Genomic DNA, 16,211 nt, shown 5'->3' on the forward strand with positions numbered 1-16,211 from the left:
CTGCTTCTAGCCAGCGGAGGGAGCGTTCGGCAAGGCCTTGCCGCGCGCCGCGCCGCCTTTGCCGTGTGTCGGTCGGGAGGCCTGAGGAAGCATATCCGCGCGTGCGAGGCTGTTAGTAATGCCCGATTTACGTGTGTTGCGCCGCGTTTTGGGTCGCCCCGGCGGCACGATGTCGCCGTTGGGGATATCGAGGCCGGAGAGGGCAGCGAGATAGCGCGACGTCCACCAGTCGATGTCGGTCGAGGAGATCGTCGCGTAGAGCCGCTCGAAGCGGCGCTGCCGTTCCGATAGCGGCATGGCGAGTGCGGTCCGGATCGCCTCGGCCACCTCGTGGGTGTCGAACGGGTTGACGATCAGCGCCTCGCCGAGTTGGTGGGCTGCGCCGGCGAAGCGCGACAGCACCAGCACGCCGGGATTGCCGGGATTCTGCGCCGCCACATATTCCTTGGCGACGAGGTTCATGCCGTCGCGCATCGGCGTCACCAGCCCGACCTGCGCGCGCCGGTAGAGACCGGCGAGAGCGCTGCGCGAATAGGCCTTCTTCACCACCCGGATCGGCGTCCAGTCGAACTCGCCGAGCGCGGCGTTGAGGCGGCCGGCGACTTCGTCCGACATCCGGTCGAGCTCGGCATATTCGGGTACGTCGCTGCGCGAGGGGGGCGCGATCTGCAGCAGGCCGACATCGCCGCGGTATTCCGGATGGTTGCGCAGGAAGGTCCCGAAAGCCTCCAGCCGCTGCACGATGCCCTTGGAATAGTCGAGCCGATCGACACCGATCACCAGCTTGCGGCTGCCAAGAGGGGCAGTCGTCGCCCGCACCGGCTGAGTCGCCGCCCGGATCGACGCCTGGGCGAGTTTGCGGAAACCCTCGACGTCGATGCCGATCGGGAAGGCCTGCACCACCGCTTCGCGCTGGCCGGTCCTGACCCGGTTGCCGTCGCGGTGCGCACCGCAGAGCGCGACCAGCCCGCCGATCAGGTTGGCGACGTCGTTCTGGGTCTGCAGGCCGATCAGGTCGTAGGCCGTCATCGTGCTGATCAGGGTCGATGAGAAGGGCAGGGAGCCGAACACCTCGGCCGGCGGCCAGGGGATATGATGGAAGTAGCCGATCCGGTTGGTGACGCCGCGCCGCCGCAACTCGGCCGCGAGAGGGATCAGGTGGTAGTCATGGATCCAGATGACGTCGTCAGGCTTGAGCAGCGGGATGAGCAGCCGGGCGAAGCGGCGGTTGACGCCGAGATAGCCGGCATAGTCGGCGCGGGTGAATTCGGTCAGGCCGAGCCGGTAATGCATCAGCGGCCAGAGCGCGCGGTTGGCGAAGCCGAGATAATAGCTCTGGCGCTCGGCCTCGGTCAGGTCGGTGACGGCGTAGCTGACCTTGCCGTGCTTGATGGGCTCCAACTGCGCCGCAGGCTCGCTGCTGACCGCTCCGCTCCAGCCGAACCAGAGGCCGCCATGTTGCTCGAGGGCCGAACGCAATGCGACTGCCAGGCCACCTGCCGCCACCTTTTCGCCGCGTTCGGGCATGGTGACGCGGTTGGACACGACGACAAGACGCATGATGCCTCACATTTTGCTGACGCTGCCGCAAAGGCGCGGGAACAGAACGCGCGGGCAGGCGTAATGTTTCGTGTGACGCCGGCTTTGCCGGCCGCTTCGCGTCGCCGCCGTGACCGGATCATGGCGACCTCGCGCCAAACTGAACCTCGAATGTGGCGAGGAGGGGACGCTTTCACGATTGTCGTCCTTTCGCCCGTTTCACCCTCTAACCAGGTCGTCATGTCACAGATGCTGAGTCCCGGGGTCGCTGAACCTCCCGCAAAAGCCGTTGCCGTCAGCGGGCAGATCGCGCTGTTCCTCGATTTCGACGGAACCCTGGTCGAGATCGCGCCCTCGCCGGAGGATGTGCGGATCGACCGGCGCCTGCCTGAAGCCCTGGACGCGTTGCGTCAGCGGCTCGGCGGCGCACTGGCCCTGGTCTCCGGGCGCCCCGTGGCGCTGCTCGACAAGATGATGGCGCCCTATCGCTTCGACGCTGCCGGTCTGCATGGCGCCCAGATCCGCCTTGGCAGTGAGGATGCGCCGGTCGCCGCTCCCGCGGAAGCGCTCCACGCTGCGCTCCGCGCCATGGTTCGCTTCGCCAACTCCAATGTCGGCGTCATCATCGAGGACAAGCGCCAATCGATCGCGCTGCACTGGCGGCTGGCGCCTGCGCTCGCCGACGAAGCACTCGCACTGATGGAAGGCCTCGCCGCCGAAATCGGCCCGACGATGCGCCTCCAGCGCGGCAAGGCTGTCGCTGAGTTGGTCCCGGCGAGCGCAAGCAAGGGCGGCGCCATTACCTGGCTGATGCAGCAGGACGCCTATGCCGGCCGCACGCCGGTCTTCGTCGGCGACGACGTTACCGACGAGGATGGCTTTGCCGCGGTCAATGCGGCCTCGGGTCTGTCGATCCGGATCGGCGATGGCCAGACCTGCGCCCGCCATCGTCTGGCCTCGCCTACGGCACTTCGCCAGGTTCTGCTCGCTGCCGCCGACGGCGGCGACCTCACGCTCGAAACCTTTCTCCAGAACTGACTTCAGGAACCGGCATGACTGTGACGACCACCGCCTCGCCGCGCGTCGCCTCGCTCGATCTCGGCGTCATCGGCAATTGCTCGATCGCCGCGCTGATCGACCGGCGTGCCCATATCGTCTGGGGCTGCTTTCCGCGCTTCGACCGCGACCCCGTCTTCTGCTCGCTGATCGACAACCAGATCGATGACGGCGACGCCGTGCCGAAGAAGGGCGTGTTCGCCATCGAGATGGTCGGGATGACCCGCTGCGAGCAGAGCTATCTCGACAACACCGCGATCCTCTCCTCGGTGCTGTCAGACGACCAGGGCAATGCGCTGGAGATTCTCGACTTCGCCCCGCGCTTCGTCCGTTTCGAGCGCTTCTTCCGGCCGCCGCAGCTTGTGCGCCGTGTTCGCCGAATCTCCGGGCGCCCGCGCATCCGCGTCGTGGTCAAACCTTGCCTCGGCCTCGGCGAGGAGCCGGACGAGATCACCCGCGGCTCGAATCATGTCCGCTTCGTCGGCGCCGACCAGACGATCCGGCTGACGACGGACGCGCCCGTTTCCTATGTGCTGGAGAGCATTCCGTTTGCGGTCGAGAAGCCGTTCTCCTTCTTCATCGGCTCGGACGAGGCGCTGCGCGCCGAGATCGAGACAACCTCGCGCGAATTTCTCGACAAGACCACCGACTACTGGCGCGACTGGGTCCGCTCGCTCTCGATTCCGTTCGAGTGGCAGCGCGAGGTCATCCGTGCCGCGATCACGCTGAAGCTCTGCTCCTTCGAGGAGAGCGGCGCCATCGTCGCGGCGCTGACCACCTCGATCCCGGAGGCCCCGGGCACGCAGCGCAACTGGGATTATCGCTTCTGCTGGCTGCGCGACGCCTATTTCGTCGTGCACGCCCTCAATCGCCTGGGCACGACGCGGACGATGGAGGACTATCTCGGCTTCATCACCAACATCGTCGACACCTATTCGGAGAGCGGCGCCGAGCACCTGCCGCCGCTCTATCCGATCACGCGCGGCGGCGAATTGCGTGAGTTCGAGGTGCCTAACCTCGCCGGCTATCGCGGCCATCAGCCCGTGCGCGTCGGCAACGGCGCCGCCACACAGATCCAGAACGACGGCTATGGCGCCGTCGTGCTCGCCGCGACCCAGTCCTTCTTCGACCGCCGCCTGATCCAGCCGGGCAAGGAGGCGCTCTTCGCGCAACTCGAACGCATGGGCGAGCGCGCCATCGCGGTCTTCGACAAGCCCGATGCCGGCCCCTGGGAGCTGCGGGAGAAAGAGGTGGTCCACTCATTCTCCAGCGTGATGTGCTGGGCGGCCTGCGACCGGCTCGCCCGCATCGCCGGCACGCTCGGCCGCGCCGATCGCAAGGAATATTGGCGGGCTGAGGCCAAGCGCCTGAAGGGCATCATCACCGACCGGATCTGGAACCAGGAGAAGGGTCATTTCGTCTCGACCTTCGACGGCGCCGATCTCGATGCGACGCTGCTGCTGATCGCCGAGCTCGGCTTCGTCAAGCCGGACGATCCGCGCTACATAGCGACCGTGGAGTCGATCGGCCGCGAGCTCGGCCGCGGCGACCTGATCCTGCGCTATGGCACGCAGGACGATTTCGGCTTCATGCACACCGGCTTCCTGATCTGCGCCTTCTGGTATGTCGATGCGCTGCACGCGATTGGCCGCAAGGACGAGGCGAAGGAGCTCTTCGGCCGCATCCTGCAGCGCCGCAACAGCTTCGGCCTGCTCTCGGAGGATGCCGATCTCGAAACCGGCGAGCTCTGGGGCAACTTCCCGCAGACCTATTCGATGGTCGGCCTGATCAATTCGGCGATGCGGTTGAGCAGGAACTGGGAAGAGGCGTTCTGAGCGAGGCTACCCCCGCCTCAGCAGGAACACCGCCTGCGCACCGAAGAGGTTCCAGAACCACCAGGGCGCGCTGACGCCAACCCTGCCGCCGGAGACATCGAGCGCGACGGCACGTTCCTTTTCCGCGCCGACGGCGTCGCACAGCGCGACGAAGTCGCGGATCGTGCAGAAATGGATGTTGGGCGTCTCCCACCACGCATAGGGCAGGGAGTCGGTCACAGGCATCCGACCCATGAAGAAGACCTGGGTGCGCATGCGCCAATGCCCGAAATTCGGGAAGGAGACGATGGCGCGCCGGCCGATGCGCAGCATGTGTTCCAGCACATCGCGTGGATTGCGGGTCGCCTGGATGGTCTGCGAGAGGATGACGTAGTCGAAACTGTCGTCGGGATAGTCGGCTAGATCGGTGTCGGCATCGCCCTGGACGACTGAAAGGCCGCGCGCGACGCAGCCGGCGACGCCTTCGCGCGACAGTTCGATGCCGCGCCCGTCGACGCCGCGCGTCTCGGCGAGCAGCGACAGCAACTCGCCGTCGCCGCAGCCGACATCGAGCACGCGGGAGCCCGGTGTCACCATCTCGGCGACGAGCCGCAGGTCGATGCGGTTTGTCTGGGTGTCCGCCAGCGCCATGCTCAGATCCCCCTGGCCCGCGCCGCGGCGCCGATGAAGCCGCGCGTCGTCGCGAACAGGTTGGGCTCCTCCAGCAGGAAGGCGTCGTGGCCCTTGTCGCTTTCGAGCTCGACGAAGGAGACCGAGGCGCCGGCCGCGTTGAGGGCGTGCACAATGGCGCGCGAGTCGGCAGTCGGGAACAGCCAGTCGGAGGTGAACGAGGCGACGCAGAACCGCGTCCGCGTCCCGGCGAAGGCCTTGGCCAGCACGCCGTCGTGGTCGTCGGCGAGGTCGAAATAGTCCATCGCGCGCGTCACGTAGAGATAGGAATTGGCGTCGAAGCGCTCGACGAAGCTGACGCCTTGATGGCGCAGGTAGCTCTCCACCTGAAAGTCGGCGTCGAAGGTGAAGGTCGGCGCGCTGCGCTCCTGCAGCTTGCGGCCGAACTTGCGATGCAGCGCCGGCTCCGAGAGATAGGTGATGTGCGCGCCCATGCGCGCCACAGAGAGTCCTTTCGAAGGCCTTGTGCCCTCGTCGAGATAGCGCCCCTGGCGCCAGTCCGGATCGGCCATCACCGCCTGGCGGCCGACCTCGTGGAAGGCGATGTTCTGGGCCGAGTGCTTGGCGGCGGTGGCGAGCGGCAGGGCGCTGAACACCCGCGTCGGATAGCTCGCCGCCCACTGCAGCACCTGCATCCCGCCCATCGAGCCACCAGCGACGCAGAACAGGCTGTCGATCCCGAGCGAGTCGACGAGATGCGCCTGCGCCCGCACCATGTCGCGGATCGTCACCATCGGGAAGGACAGGCCCCACGGCCTGCCTGTCGCCGGATTGGTCGAGGCCGGGCCGGTCGTGCCCATGCAGCCGCCGAGCACATTGGCGCAGATGATGAAGAAGCGGTCGGTGTCGATCGGCTTGCCCGGCCCGATCATCGCCGTCCACCAGCCGCCCTTGCCGGTGACCGGGTTGCGGCTCGCGACATACTGGTCGCCGGTCAGGGCGTGGCAGACGAGGACGGCATTCGACCGGGACGCATTCAAGGTGCCGTAAGTCTGGTAGGCGATCTGCCAATGCTGCAGCACCGCGCCGGAATCGAGCTGCAGGGCCTTGTCCGGCCCGAACTGGACGAGCAGGCTCGACGGCTGATTGGCTTCGGCCAGCGGATCGGCGAGAGGTTCGGGAGCTTGCGTCCGGTTCGGCATTCGGATTTGTCTTGTCGCCCGGTCCGTTCGTAATAGCGGATATTACCGATGGCGCGGCTCTTCCCGTCTGTCAACGCAGCGATGCGTCGCGAACGCTTTGCCAAGCCCCTCGGTGGCCGCTAAGAGACCGGCACGATTGAGAGCCTCGAACAAAACCTGAGCAGGTCTGGATGGGTCTTGGAGGAGTCGAATGCCAGGAGGAGCGCGCAGCCGATATCCTTCGATATCGGCAAGTCGCTTCGACGCCGCAGGCGGCCCTCCAAGGCCCACCTTCGGCGCCGGGAATTCGCCCGCCCGCGGCGTCGCGCCGCTTGCCGATACCAACGGTATCGGCTGCACGTCGCTCCTGGCGGATCGGACGAATTGCCGGCGTCCATACCTGCTCAGGTTTTGTTCGAGGCTCTAACGAAGTCTGGCCATCATGACGCAAGCCGCCCCGACCACGCTCGCCGATCTGCGCAGCGAGATCGACCGCATCGATGCGGCGATGCACGGCCTGCTGATGGAGCGCTCGCAGATCATCGAGACGCTGATCGCGATCAAGAAGACGCAGGTGTCCGGCTCGGCCTTCCGCCCTGGCCGGGAGGCCGACATGATGAAGCGCCTCGCCTTGCGCCATCAGGGGCTGCTGCCGCTCGACACGGTCGAGAGCATCTGGCGCATCATCATCGCGACCTTCACCTTCGTGCAGGCGAACTATTCGGTCCATGCCGACATCTCCGGCGGCGATGCGGCGATGCGCGACAGCGCTCGCTTCCATTTCGGCTTCACCGTGCCTTTCGTCACCCATGAGGACGCCCGCGCCGTGATCGCGGCGGTGGCGGATTCGGCCGGTGATCTCGGCATCTTCCGCATGGACCTGGGCGCCAGCGCCGGCGTCTGGTGGCGCGACCTGATCGGCCCCGCCCAGCCCAAGATCATCGCGCGCCTGCCCTTCATCGAGCGGCCCGACCATCCTGCCGGCACACCGGTCTACTGCATCGCCAAGCCGCTGACCGACGCCGCCGTGCGCGAGATCGTGCTCTATGCCGCCCGGGTCGAGCGCTGGTCGGAGCAACTTCGCCACGGCCTCGCCCAGCATCTCGCCGAAGTCTCGGCCAGCGCCGCCGACGGCTCGCATCTGGCGCTGCTGGTGGCGGCGTCCGGCGAGACGCCGGTCGACGCCATCCGCAGCGCACTCGAACCCGCGGGCCTCAAGGAGTTGACCGAGATCGGCAGTCACGCCGCCCGCTTCGCCTTCAAATCCGTCCGCTCTTGAAATGAACCCTTATCGCTGAACCCTCTTCGTCATCCCGGACAAGCGGCGAGGCCGCGCCGATCCGAGATCCATTCCGGAGCCTTTCCGAAGGAGGTTCCGGAATGGATCCCGGGTCTCCCTCCGGTCGCCCGGGATGACTTCGTTGGTTTAAAAGAAACGCCCGAAACCGAAAGCCCAGCCCCATGGCTCTGCCCGCTTCCCGCCCCGTTCCGCGTCCCGGTGTCCTCGACATCGAGGCCTATGTCCCCGGCAAGTCGTCGGCCCCGGCCGGAGTCAAGCTGCACAAGCTCTCTTCCAACGAGACCCCGCTCGGCCCGAGCCCGAAGGCGATCGCGGCTTATGGCAACCTCGCCGGCAAGCTCGAGCTTTATCCGGATGGCTCGGCGACCAAGCTGCGCGAGGCGATCGCCGGCCGCTACGGGCTCGATGCCAACCGCATCGTCTGCGGCACCGGCTCGGACGAGTTGCTGCAGCTGATCACCAAGGTCTATCTCGGCGATGGCGACGAGGGCGTGTTCACCGAGCATGGCTTCCTCGTCTACAAGATCGCGATCCTCGCCGCCGGCGGCAAGCCGGTGATCGTGCCCGAGACGAACCTCACCGCCGATATCGATGCGATCCTCGCCGCGGTGACGCCGCGCACCAAGATCGTCTTCCTCGCCAACCCCAACAACCCGACCGGCACCTATCTGCCCTTCGACGAGGTCAAGCGCCTGCAGGCCGGCCTGCCACCGCATGTCCTGCTGGTGCTGGACGCGGCCTATGCCGAATATGTCCGGCGCAACGATTACGCCTCGGGCCTCGAACTGGTCGCGACATCAGAGAACGTCGTGATGACCCGCACCTTCTCGAAGATCTACGGCCTGGCGAACCTGCGCCTCGGCTGGGCCTATGGTCCCGCCCACATCATCGATGCGCTGAACCGCACCCGCGGCCCCTTCAACGTCAATGGCGCCGCGATCGAAGCCGGTGTCGCTGCCATCGCCGACGAGGCTCACATCGCCTCGGCGATCGAGCACAACGACAAATGGCTGGCCTGGACCACGGCCGAGCTGGAGAAGCTCGGCCTTATCGTCACGCCTTCGGTCGGCAACTTCCTCCTGATCCATTTCCCCGCCGCTGGCGGCAAGAGTGCGAAGGAGGCCGACGCCTTCCTGACCCAGCGCGGGCTGATCCTGCGCTCGGTCGCCTCCTACGGCCTGCCGGACGCGCTGCGCATGACCATCGGCAGCGAGGAGGCCAACCGGCTCGTTGTCGCGGCCCTGGCCGAGTTCCTGGGCAAGGCGGCGTGAGCGCGCCGGAAACATTCGCGCCGCGCCGCGACGAGCCGCTCTTCGGGCGGCTCGCCATCATCGGCATCGGCCTGATCGGCTCCTCGATCGCGCATGCGGCCAAGGAGCTCAACCTCGCCCGCCATATCGTGCTGAGCGACGCCGACCCCGATGTCCGCCGGAGAGCTCGCGAGCTCGATCTCGGACATGAAGTCGCCGAGAGCGCGCTCGAGGCTGTGCGCGACGCCGACCATATCGTGCTCTGCGTGCCGGTTGGTGCCTGCGGTGCAGTCGCGCAGGAGATCGCGCCCGTGCTGAAGGCCGGCGCGATCCTGTCGGATGTCGGCTCGGTCAAGCATGCGGTGGTCGAGGCAGTTACGCCCCATCTGCCCGAGGGCGTGCATTTCGTCCCGGCCCATCCGGTCGCCGGCACCGAGAATTCCGGCCCCGATGCCGGCTTCCCCAGCCTCTTCCTCAATCGCTGGTGCATCCTGACGCCGCCGCCCGGCACGGACGAGGCCGCGATCGCCCGCACCCGTCAGTTCTGGGAGGGGATGGCGGCGATCGTCGAGGTGATGGGCTCGCAGCACCATGACCTCGTCCTCGCCATCACCAGCCACCTGCCGCATCTGATCGCCTACAACATCGTCGGCACCGCCGAGGATCTGGCGGCGGTGACGCAGTCGGAGGTGATCAAGTTCTCCGCCGGCGGCTTCCGCGACTTCACCCGCATCGCCGCGAGCGACCCGACCATGTGGCGCGACGTCTTCCTCGCCAACAAGGAGGCGGTGCTGGAAATGCTCGGCCGCTTCAACGAGGATCTTGCGCTGCTCACCCGCGCCATCCGCTATGGCGACGGCGAGACCCTGCACAAGCACTTCACCCGTACGCGCGCGATCCGCCGCGGCATCGTCGCGCTCGGCCAGGAGAAGGCCGAGACGGAGAAGCTGAAGAAGGGCTGAGCAGCAGGCGCGCTGGTGTCCCCGCGGGGTTCCCACAGCCGGGCGTGAATTCCATGCCTATGGTGGGCTTGTCTGCCTTGTCAAAACGGGGTCGGGCTGATACAGCCCCACCCGTCGCCGCAATAGCTCAGCTGGTAGAGCACCTCATTCGTAATGAGGGGGTCGGGGGTTCGAATCCCTCTTGCGGCACCACTCTCTCAATTCTTTCGAGCTGAATCCGCGGCCTCAGCAGGATGATCAAAGGCCGCTCGTCCGGCTGAGCGGCCTTTGGCGCGGCTCGCTACCAGCGCAGGAGCCGCGGGAAGATCAGCGCGCCGATCACGGTGACCGTCGCGATCGCGATCGTGTACCAGGTCGCCAGGAACGGCGCCGTGTCGTCCGGGCAATGCAGCGCATAGGCCACGACGGAGAGTCCGGCCGCGGCCAGGCCGGCGCAAAGCCCGGTCAAGGTCGTATCGACCGGTGCACCGCGCCGGGCCAGCCAGAACAGCGCGACGAGCGGGACGAGCGCATAGAGCGGCACGTTGAACAGGCAGCTGCGCCAGTAGCGCCCGAAGATGAGCGCCTGCCACTGCTCGACAGGCGCGAGCGCCAGCGTCAGCACGGCCCAGGCTGCGACCAGTGCGACCGGGATCGCCACCAGCGGCAGCAGGCGCTTCGGCTTCAGTCCGGGCCTGAGGCTGCGCTGAAACAAGGTGAGCGCGATGACGGCGATGCTGGCGCCGAACAGAACCTTGGCGATGACCGGCGTGGTGACGATCACGCCCGCGAGATTGCGCCGGACGCCGATAGTGAAACCGAGCAGCGCCACTGTCAGCACCAGAGCGGCAAGCGCGGCGAGCCATGTAGCCCGACGCAGCCAGCCGGTGTCCACCGGGCGGTGGCCCGCGGTCATCACGGCGATCAGCTCATCGGTCTGCATGGTTCTCTGGTCCGTTCGGCAGGAAATTCGCTCGGGATCGTCGAAAGGTTACACACGGCCTCTTTCATCCCGGTCGCTCCCCGCGCCGGGAGAGGAACCTGGCCATGGCCTGCAGGCCGCGATGGATCGCGACCTTGGCCGCCGTCTCGGTCATGCCTGCGGCGCGGGCGGCTTCGGCCACGCTCGCCCCCTGGAGCTTGACCTTGTCGATCAGGGCGCGCGTGCGCCCCGGCAGGGCCGCCATGGCGCGCTCCAGATCGAGCCTCGCCTCTGACGCCGCATCATCGGTCGGCCCGGCGAGCTGATAGGCCTCGTCGTCGAGCGGCAGGTTGGCGACATGACGACCGGAGCGGCGCAGATGATCGACGAGCTTGTAGCGCGCGATCGCGTGCGCCCAGGCCGTTACCGGGCTGGTGGCATCGTAGGTGTGGCGCGACAGATGCAGCGCCAGCAGCGTTTCCTGCAGCACGTCCTCGGCCTCGCTCGCCTCGCTGCGGCCGGCGCGCGCCAGCATCTGCCTGAGATAGCCGCGCAGTCGCACGCTGATCGTATCGAGGAATAGGCGATAGGCCGCGGCATCGCCGGCAAGGGCCGCTAGGAAGATCGGCCGGAGCTGGGTTTCGAGCTCTTGCAGCGACACGTCTTGCGTTTCTCGCACGGGGACAAACTGCCTGTCCGTCGCATGGCGGGGACGGGCTCACAAGCCTGCGAGCGGCCGATGAAGCGCTTGCGCTGGTCCGTTACGCTCGCGCGAGGGCATGCCGGCCCTTGTTCACGGAGGGACGCAGATGGGCAAGAGGCGATGGCTCGCAGGCGCACTGGCCTGCTTCGTCATCGCGGCGCCCGCCGCCGGGGAGCCCGGCCTGCCGCAATCCGGCGAGGCCTGTCCGACGCCGACAGGCTGTATCGTGGCGACCGGCAGCTATCGCATCGTCCTGCCGCCGCCGGCAGCCAGCGAGCGGAGGGTCGGGGCGATCATGTATTTCCACGGCTATCAGGGCTCGGCCGAGGAGGTGATCGCCGATCCCGGCCTGCTGACTGTCGCCCGGCGCCTCGGCGTCGCGCTGATCGCGCCCGATGGAGCCGGCCGCACCTGGTCCTATCCCGGCTCGCCCGCCCGCAACCGCGACGAGTTCGCCTTCGTGGGCCAGGTGCTGGACGATGTCGCAGTGCGCTTTCCGGTCGATTCCCGCCGTATCCTGGCGAGTGGGTTCTCGCAGGGCGGCTCGATGGTCTGGTATCTCGCCTGCCGGATGCCGGCGCGCTTTGCCGCCTTTGCGCCGATCGCCGGTGCCTTCTGGGAGCCCTTGCCGGAACGCTGCGATGGTCCGCGCCCGCCGCTGATCCACGTCCACGGCACGAGCGATGCGACGGTGCCGCTCGCCGGCCGCGCGCTGCGCTCCGGAGCGCGGCAGGGCGATGTCTTCAAGAGCTTCGCGATCATCGCACCGGGCGGCTGCACCGCGGCCTTGGCCGAAACCGCTCGCGCCGTGTCCGAGAGCGAGGGGCTCGCATGCCGCATCGCGCGCGGCTGCGACGGCAAGGCCAAGTTGGAGCTATGCCTGCATGCCGGCGGCCATGAAGCCGATCCGGCCTGGGTCGAGCGCGCCTGGCGGCTGGCGATGCCGGCCGAGCCGCCAGATTCCGCCGCCAAGCTCACGTCTCCGTGATCCTGTAACCAATCCGGCCTTCCGCGCGATCTTTCTCGCATGACCGCCGCGGCGGCAAAGCGGAGAGAGACGATGCGCCATGAACGGATAGCGGCGGAGCCGGCTGGCACCGGCCTCGGGCAACCCGTCACGGGCGCCGATCTCCTGGCCGCTCAATTGGCTGCTGCCGGCGCCACCCATGCCTTCGGTATCCCCGGCGGCGAGGTGCTGGCGCTGGTCGATGCGCTCGGGCGCGCCGGCATCCGGTTCGAGCTCGCCCGACATGAGAATGCCGCCGGCTTCATGGCCGAAGGGCTCTGGCATGCGACCGGCGCGCTGCCCGTGCTCGTCGCGACGCTCGGCCCCGGCGTCGCCAATGCGGTCAACGTCGTCGCCAATGCGCAGCAGGATCGGGTGCCGCTGATCTTCGTGACCGGCTGCGTCGATCAGGCCCTGGCCGAAAGCTATACGCACCAGATCTTCGATCATCAGGCCGTGCTGCGTCCATTGGTCAAGGCGAGCTTCCGCGCCGCTCCCGGCACCGAGGATCTCGTGGTCGCCAAGGCCGTCGCCATCGCCCGGCGCGGCCGGCCGGGGCCGGTTCATATCGACCTGCCGATCTCCGTCGCCGAGGCCCGCACTGCCTGGCGCACAGCGCCCGCGATCTCGCTTCCCGCCCCATTGGTCCCCGCCGATCTGCGGCCGGCGCAGGCGCTGATCGCCGCGGCAAAGCGGCCTCTGGTCATCGCCGGGCTCGACCTCGTCAACCAGGACGGCGCAGTCGCGCTCGATCGCTTCCTGGCCGCGACCGGCGCGCCGCTACTCACCACCTACAAGGCCAAGGGGCTGGTGCCGGAGGCTGATCCGCGCGTGATCGGCGCCGTCGGTCTCTCGCCGAAGGCCGATGCGATCGTGCGACCGCTGATCGAGGCGGCCGACCTGATCGTGCTCGCCGGGTATGATCCGATCGAGATGCGCCAGGGCTGGCGCAATCCCTGGCCGGCCGGCAAGCCGGTCATCGACATCGTCGCCGAGCCGCTCCAGCACGGCATGCACGAGTCGAGCCTTATGCTGGAGGGGGCCGTCGGCATGATCCTGACGCGGCTTGCGGACGAGCTTCCGCAAAAGGCGAGCTGGCCGGGGGACGAGCCGGCCGCGATCCGCGAAGCCTTCCATGCCGCCTTTGCCGCTCCCGGCGAATGGGGTCCGCACACCGTCTTCGAAACCCTGCGCGAGGTCGCTCCGGCCGGCACTATAGCGACCGCCGATTCCGGCGCCCATCGCATCCTGTTCAGCCAAATCTGGCGCTGCGACGGGCCACGAACCCTGCTGCAATCGAGCGGGCTTTGCACCATGGGCTGTGCTCTGCCGCTCGCGACAGGAGCGGCGCTGGGCTCCGGCCGCCCGACCCTATGCTTGGTCGGCGATGCCGGGCTCGAGATGGTGCTCGGCGAGCTGGCGACCTTGCGAGACCTGCAACTGCCGGTGATCGTGGTGGTGCTCGTCGATGAGGCCCTCGGGCTGATCGCGCTGAAGCAGCGCCAGCTTGGTCTGCCACGCGCCGGCGTCGATATCGGCGAGACCGATTTCGCCGCCGTGGCCCGGGCGACGGGCGGCTACGGCGCGATCATCGATGATCGCGAGACCCTTGCGCATGAGGCTGAAGCCGCCTTCCGCCGCAAGGGCTTCACGCTGCTGGCCTGCCGCATCGAGGCCGGCAGCTATGACGGGGCGTTCTGATGACGGTGCTCCCCGCCACGCCGACGAAGCGGCCCCGCGACGAGCGGCTCGATTTCTTCCGCGGCCTGACCATGCTGATCATCTTCGTCGCGCATCTGCCAGCGAACAGCTGGAATGCCTGGATTCCGGCGCGTTTCGGCTTCTCCTCGGGGGCGGAGCTCTTCGTGTTCTGCTCGGGCCTCGCCAGCGCGCTCGCCTTCGGCGGCGTCTTCATCCGGCGCGGCCTTTGGCTGGGCACGGCCCGCATCGCCTACCGGATCTGGCAGGTCTACTGGGCGCAGATCGGCCTTGTTCTGGCGCTGATAGCGCTTGCCGCTCTGCTCGACCGGAGCTTCGGCCTATCCGTCCTCGCACAGCAGTTCGCGCCGCTTCTCGCAAACCCGGAACGCGCCCTGCTCGGCATCGCCACTCTCACCTGGCAGCCGGATTATCTCGACATCCTGCCGATGTATCTCGTCATCCTGGCGCTGGTACCCGTGATGATGCTGGGCCGCCGCCTGCACGCCGCAGTGCCTTTCCTGATCGCGATCGGGCTCTACGCCGCGGTGTGGAGTTGGGGGCTCAACCTGTCCGGCAATCCCTGGAACGGGGCCGGCTGGTTTCTCAACCCCTTCGCCTGGCAGCTGATCTTCTTCATCGGCTTCTTCATCGGCATGAACTGGCTGCCGGTGCCGCGGCTCCGTGACGGGCGCCTCATGATAGCGGCTGCGCTGTTCGCCCTCGTATCGGTGCCGCTGTCGTTCTGGGGCATCCTCGAGCACTGGCCACTGGCGCAGACGGCCCACGATCTCATCATCCCCGCCAACGAGAAGACCGACCTACACATCCTGCGGGTGCTGCATTTCCTGGCGTTCGCCTATCTCGTTCTGAGCCTGATCGAGCCCTGGCGCGACCGGCTCGATCGCGGCGCCGGCCATCTCCTCATCCTGATCGGTCGGCAATCGCTCGCAGCTTTCCTTGCCAGCGTGGTGCTAGCGCGGCTGCTGGGCACCGTCGCCGACATGGCCGGGCGCAGCGAGCCGGTGGTGGCGCTGCTCAACCTCGCCGGCTTCGCGCTGATCCTCGCCGTCGCTGTCGTCGTCGGCTGGTTCAAGAGCGCGCCCTGGTCCGGGCCGAGGCCGAAGCCCGCGGCGGAGCGCCAGCAGGAACCGGCCGCGGCGGTCCCGCCGACAACACGGGTCCGTGAAGCGAGTTGAACGCTGCTTGATCGAGCCGCTGCGAACTCCCTGAAGAGCGCCCCTTTGCGGCGCGGCACTGGAGCAGCCCATGTCCTACGCCTTGCATCACGATCTCTCGGGCGAGCGCATCACCGTCGCGAACGATGCCGCGCGCCTCGCCTGGAACGATACGCTCGAAGCGCTGCTCGCCCATGCCGCCGCCACGCCCGATCATCTCGCCCGCACGCTGGCCGCCGATCCCGACTTCGTCCTGGCCCATGCCGCCAAGGGGTTGATGCTGCTCTCGCTGGCGCGGGCCGAGCTGGTCGCCCCGGCCCGCGATTGCCTGGCGAAGGCGCGTGCGGCAGCGCGCCTGCGGCCGGTCACGCGGCGCGAGGCGGTGGTGGTCGAGGCGCTGGCGCTCTGGCTCGACGGCGCCCCGCGCCGGGCGGCGGAGCGGCTGGAGGCGATCCTCCTGGCTCATCCCTTCGACGTGCTGGCCCTCAAGCTCTCGCACGGCATCCGCTTCATGCTCGGCGACCAGGTCGAGATGCTCTCGACCCTGCGCCGCGTCGCGCCCGGCTTCGGCGAGAGCCATCCGCTCGCCGGCTATGTCCATGGCTGTCATGCCTTCGCGCTCGAGGAGCGCGGCTTCTATGCCGAGGCCGAGCGGGCCGGGCGTCGCGCCGTCGCCTTGAGCCCGCGCGACGCCTGGGGTCGCCACGCCGTCGCCCATGTGCTGGAGATGACCGGCCGGGCCGATGAGGGCATCGTCTGGCTTAGCGACGGCCGCGCCATCGCCCACGCCAACAATCTGCGCTTCCACATTGTCTGGCATCTGGCTCTGTTCCGGCTCGAGCGGGGCGAGACCGGCGAGGTGCTGCGGCTCTATGACGAGGAGATCCGGGCCGAGTCGACCGACGATTATCGGGATATCGCCAATGGCGCCTCGCTGCTGGCGCGGCTCGAATTCGCCGGCGTCGATGTCGGCTCCCGTTGGGACGAACTCGC

General features: G+C 67.8%; 14 protein-coding genes and 1 tRNA gene. 10 read left to right on the forward strand and 5 right to left on the reverse strand.

What is annotated here, in order from left to right:
- Window positions 1–6: 6 nt before the first annotated feature.
- Entirely contained in the window at window positions 7–1,563 is a 1,557-nt protein-coding gene (locus V7S63_RS22115; RefSeq protein ID WP_442896501.1) for an alpha,alpha-trehalose-phosphate synthase (UDP-forming), read from the reverse strand.
- Between V7S63_RS22115 and otsB the strand changes: the two genes are divergently transcribed.
- Both otsB and V7S63_RS22125 read left to right on the forward strand, forming a co-directional pair.
- The gene (gene otsB / locus V7S63_RS22120) at window positions 1,456–2,577 is read left to right on the forward strand and encodes a trehalose-phosphatase (RefSeq protein ID WP_336531790.1); all 1,122 of its coding nucleotides are present in this window, start codon (window positions 1,456–1,458) and stop codon (window positions 2,575–2,577) included. The two genes, V7S63_RS22115 and otsB, sit on opposite strands and share 108 nt — an antisense overlap.
- A gap of 14 nt (window positions 2,578–2,591) precedes the next feature.
- Window positions 2,592–4,430, forward strand: a complete 1,839-nt coding sequence (locus tag V7S63_RS22125; protein WP_100961215.1) for a glycoside hydrolase family 15 protein — start codon at window positions 2,592–2,594, stop codon at window positions 4,428–4,430.
- Window positions 4,431–4,436: 6 nt separating this feature from the next.
- Here the strand turns inward: V7S63_RS22125 and metW are convergent, their stop codons facing one another.
- On the reverse strand, window positions 4,437–5,060 hold the full coding sequence (gene metW, locus V7S63_RS22130; RefSeq protein ID WP_336531791.1) for a methionine biosynthesis protein MetW: 624 nt from the start codon (window positions 5,058–5,060) through the stop codon (window positions 4,437–4,439).
- A gap of 2 nt (window positions 5,061–5,062) precedes the next feature.
- On the reverse strand, window positions 5,063–6,241 hold the full coding sequence (metX, locus tag V7S63_RS22135) for a homoserine O-acetyltransferase MetX (RefSeq protein ID WP_100961217.1): 1,179 nt from the start codon (window positions 6,239–6,241) through the stop codon (window positions 5,063–5,065).
- Between the two features lie 421 nt (window positions 6,242–6,662).
- On the opposite strand from metX, the gene V7S63_RS22140 reads away from it, so the two are divergent.
- The 4 genes from V7S63_RS22140 (at window position 6,663) to V7S63_RS22155 (ending at window position 9,924) form a co-directional block, all read left to right on the forward strand.
- Window positions 6,663–7,499, forward strand: a complete 837-nt coding sequence (locus tag V7S63_RS22140) for a chorismate mutase (protein WP_100961219.1) — start codon at window positions 6,663–6,665, stop codon at window positions 7,497–7,499.
- Window positions 7,500–7,681: 182 nt separating this feature from the next.
- Window positions 7,682–8,791, forward strand: coding sequence for a histidinol-phosphate transaminase (gene hisC, locus V7S63_RS22145; RefSeq protein ID WP_336531792.1), 1,110 nt, complete (start codon window positions 7,682–7,684; stop codon window positions 8,789–8,791).
- Window positions 8,788–9,732, forward strand: a complete 945-nt coding sequence (locus V7S63_RS22150) for a prephenate/arogenate dehydrogenase family protein (RefSeq protein ID WP_336531793.1) — start codon at window positions 8,788–8,790, stop codon at window positions 9,730–9,732. The genes hisC and V7S63_RS22150 overlap by 4 nt, the downstream gene beginning before the upstream one ends.
- Before the next feature lie 116 nt (window positions 9,733–9,848).
- Window positions 9,849–9,924 (forward strand) — tRNA-Thr (locus V7S63_RS22155).
- Between the two features lie 88 nt (window positions 9,925–10,012).
- Here the strand turns inward: V7S63_RS22155 and V7S63_RS22160 are convergent.
- Entirely contained in the window at window positions 10,013–10,654 is a 642-nt protein-coding gene (locus V7S63_RS22160; RefSeq protein ID WP_336531794.1) for a DUF1109 domain-containing protein, read from the reverse strand.
- A 64-nt stretch (window positions 10,655–10,718) separates the two neighbouring features.
- Window positions 10,719–11,294: a sigma-70 family RNA polymerase sigma factor gene (locus V7S63_RS22165; RefSeq protein ID WP_336531795.1), complete on the reverse strand. Its 576-nt coding sequence runs from the start codon at window positions 11,292–11,294 to the stop codon at window positions 10,719–10,721.
- A 148-nt stretch (window positions 11,295–11,442) separates the two neighbouring features.
- On the opposite strand from V7S63_RS22165, the gene V7S63_RS22170 reads away from it, so the two are divergent.
- From V7S63_RS22170 to V7S63_RS22185, 4 genes are all read left to right on the forward strand, one after another.
- Window positions 11,443–12,324, forward strand: coding sequence for a CE1 family esterase (locus tag V7S63_RS22170; protein WP_336531796.1), 882 nt, complete (start codon window positions 11,443–11,445; stop codon window positions 12,322–12,324).
- Between the two features lie 72 nt (window positions 12,325–12,396).
- Window positions 12,397–14,043, forward strand: coding sequence for a thiamine pyrophosphate-binding protein (locus tag V7S63_RS22175; RefSeq protein WP_336531797.1), 1,647 nt, complete (start codon window positions 12,397–12,399; stop codon window positions 14,041–14,043).
- Window positions 14,043–15,239, forward strand: a complete 1,197-nt coding sequence (locus tag V7S63_RS22180; RefSeq protein ID WP_336531798.1) for an OpgC family protein — start codon at window positions 14,043–14,045, stop codon at window positions 15,237–15,239. Before V7S63_RS22175 ends, V7S63_RS22180 begins: the two co-directional genes overlap by 1 nt.
- Before the next feature lie 70 nt (window positions 15,240–15,309).
- Window positions 15,310–16,211: tetratricopeptide repeat protein (locus V7S63_RS22185; protein ID WP_465247284.1), on the forward strand; the 902-nt coding region annotated here is incomplete at its 3' end.

This window comes from Allobosea sp. CCNWLY174, assembly GCF_037120455.1.
Classification (GTDB): Bacteria; Pseudomonadota; Alphaproteobacteria; order Rhizobiales; family Beijerinckiaceae; genus Allobosea; species Allobosea lupini.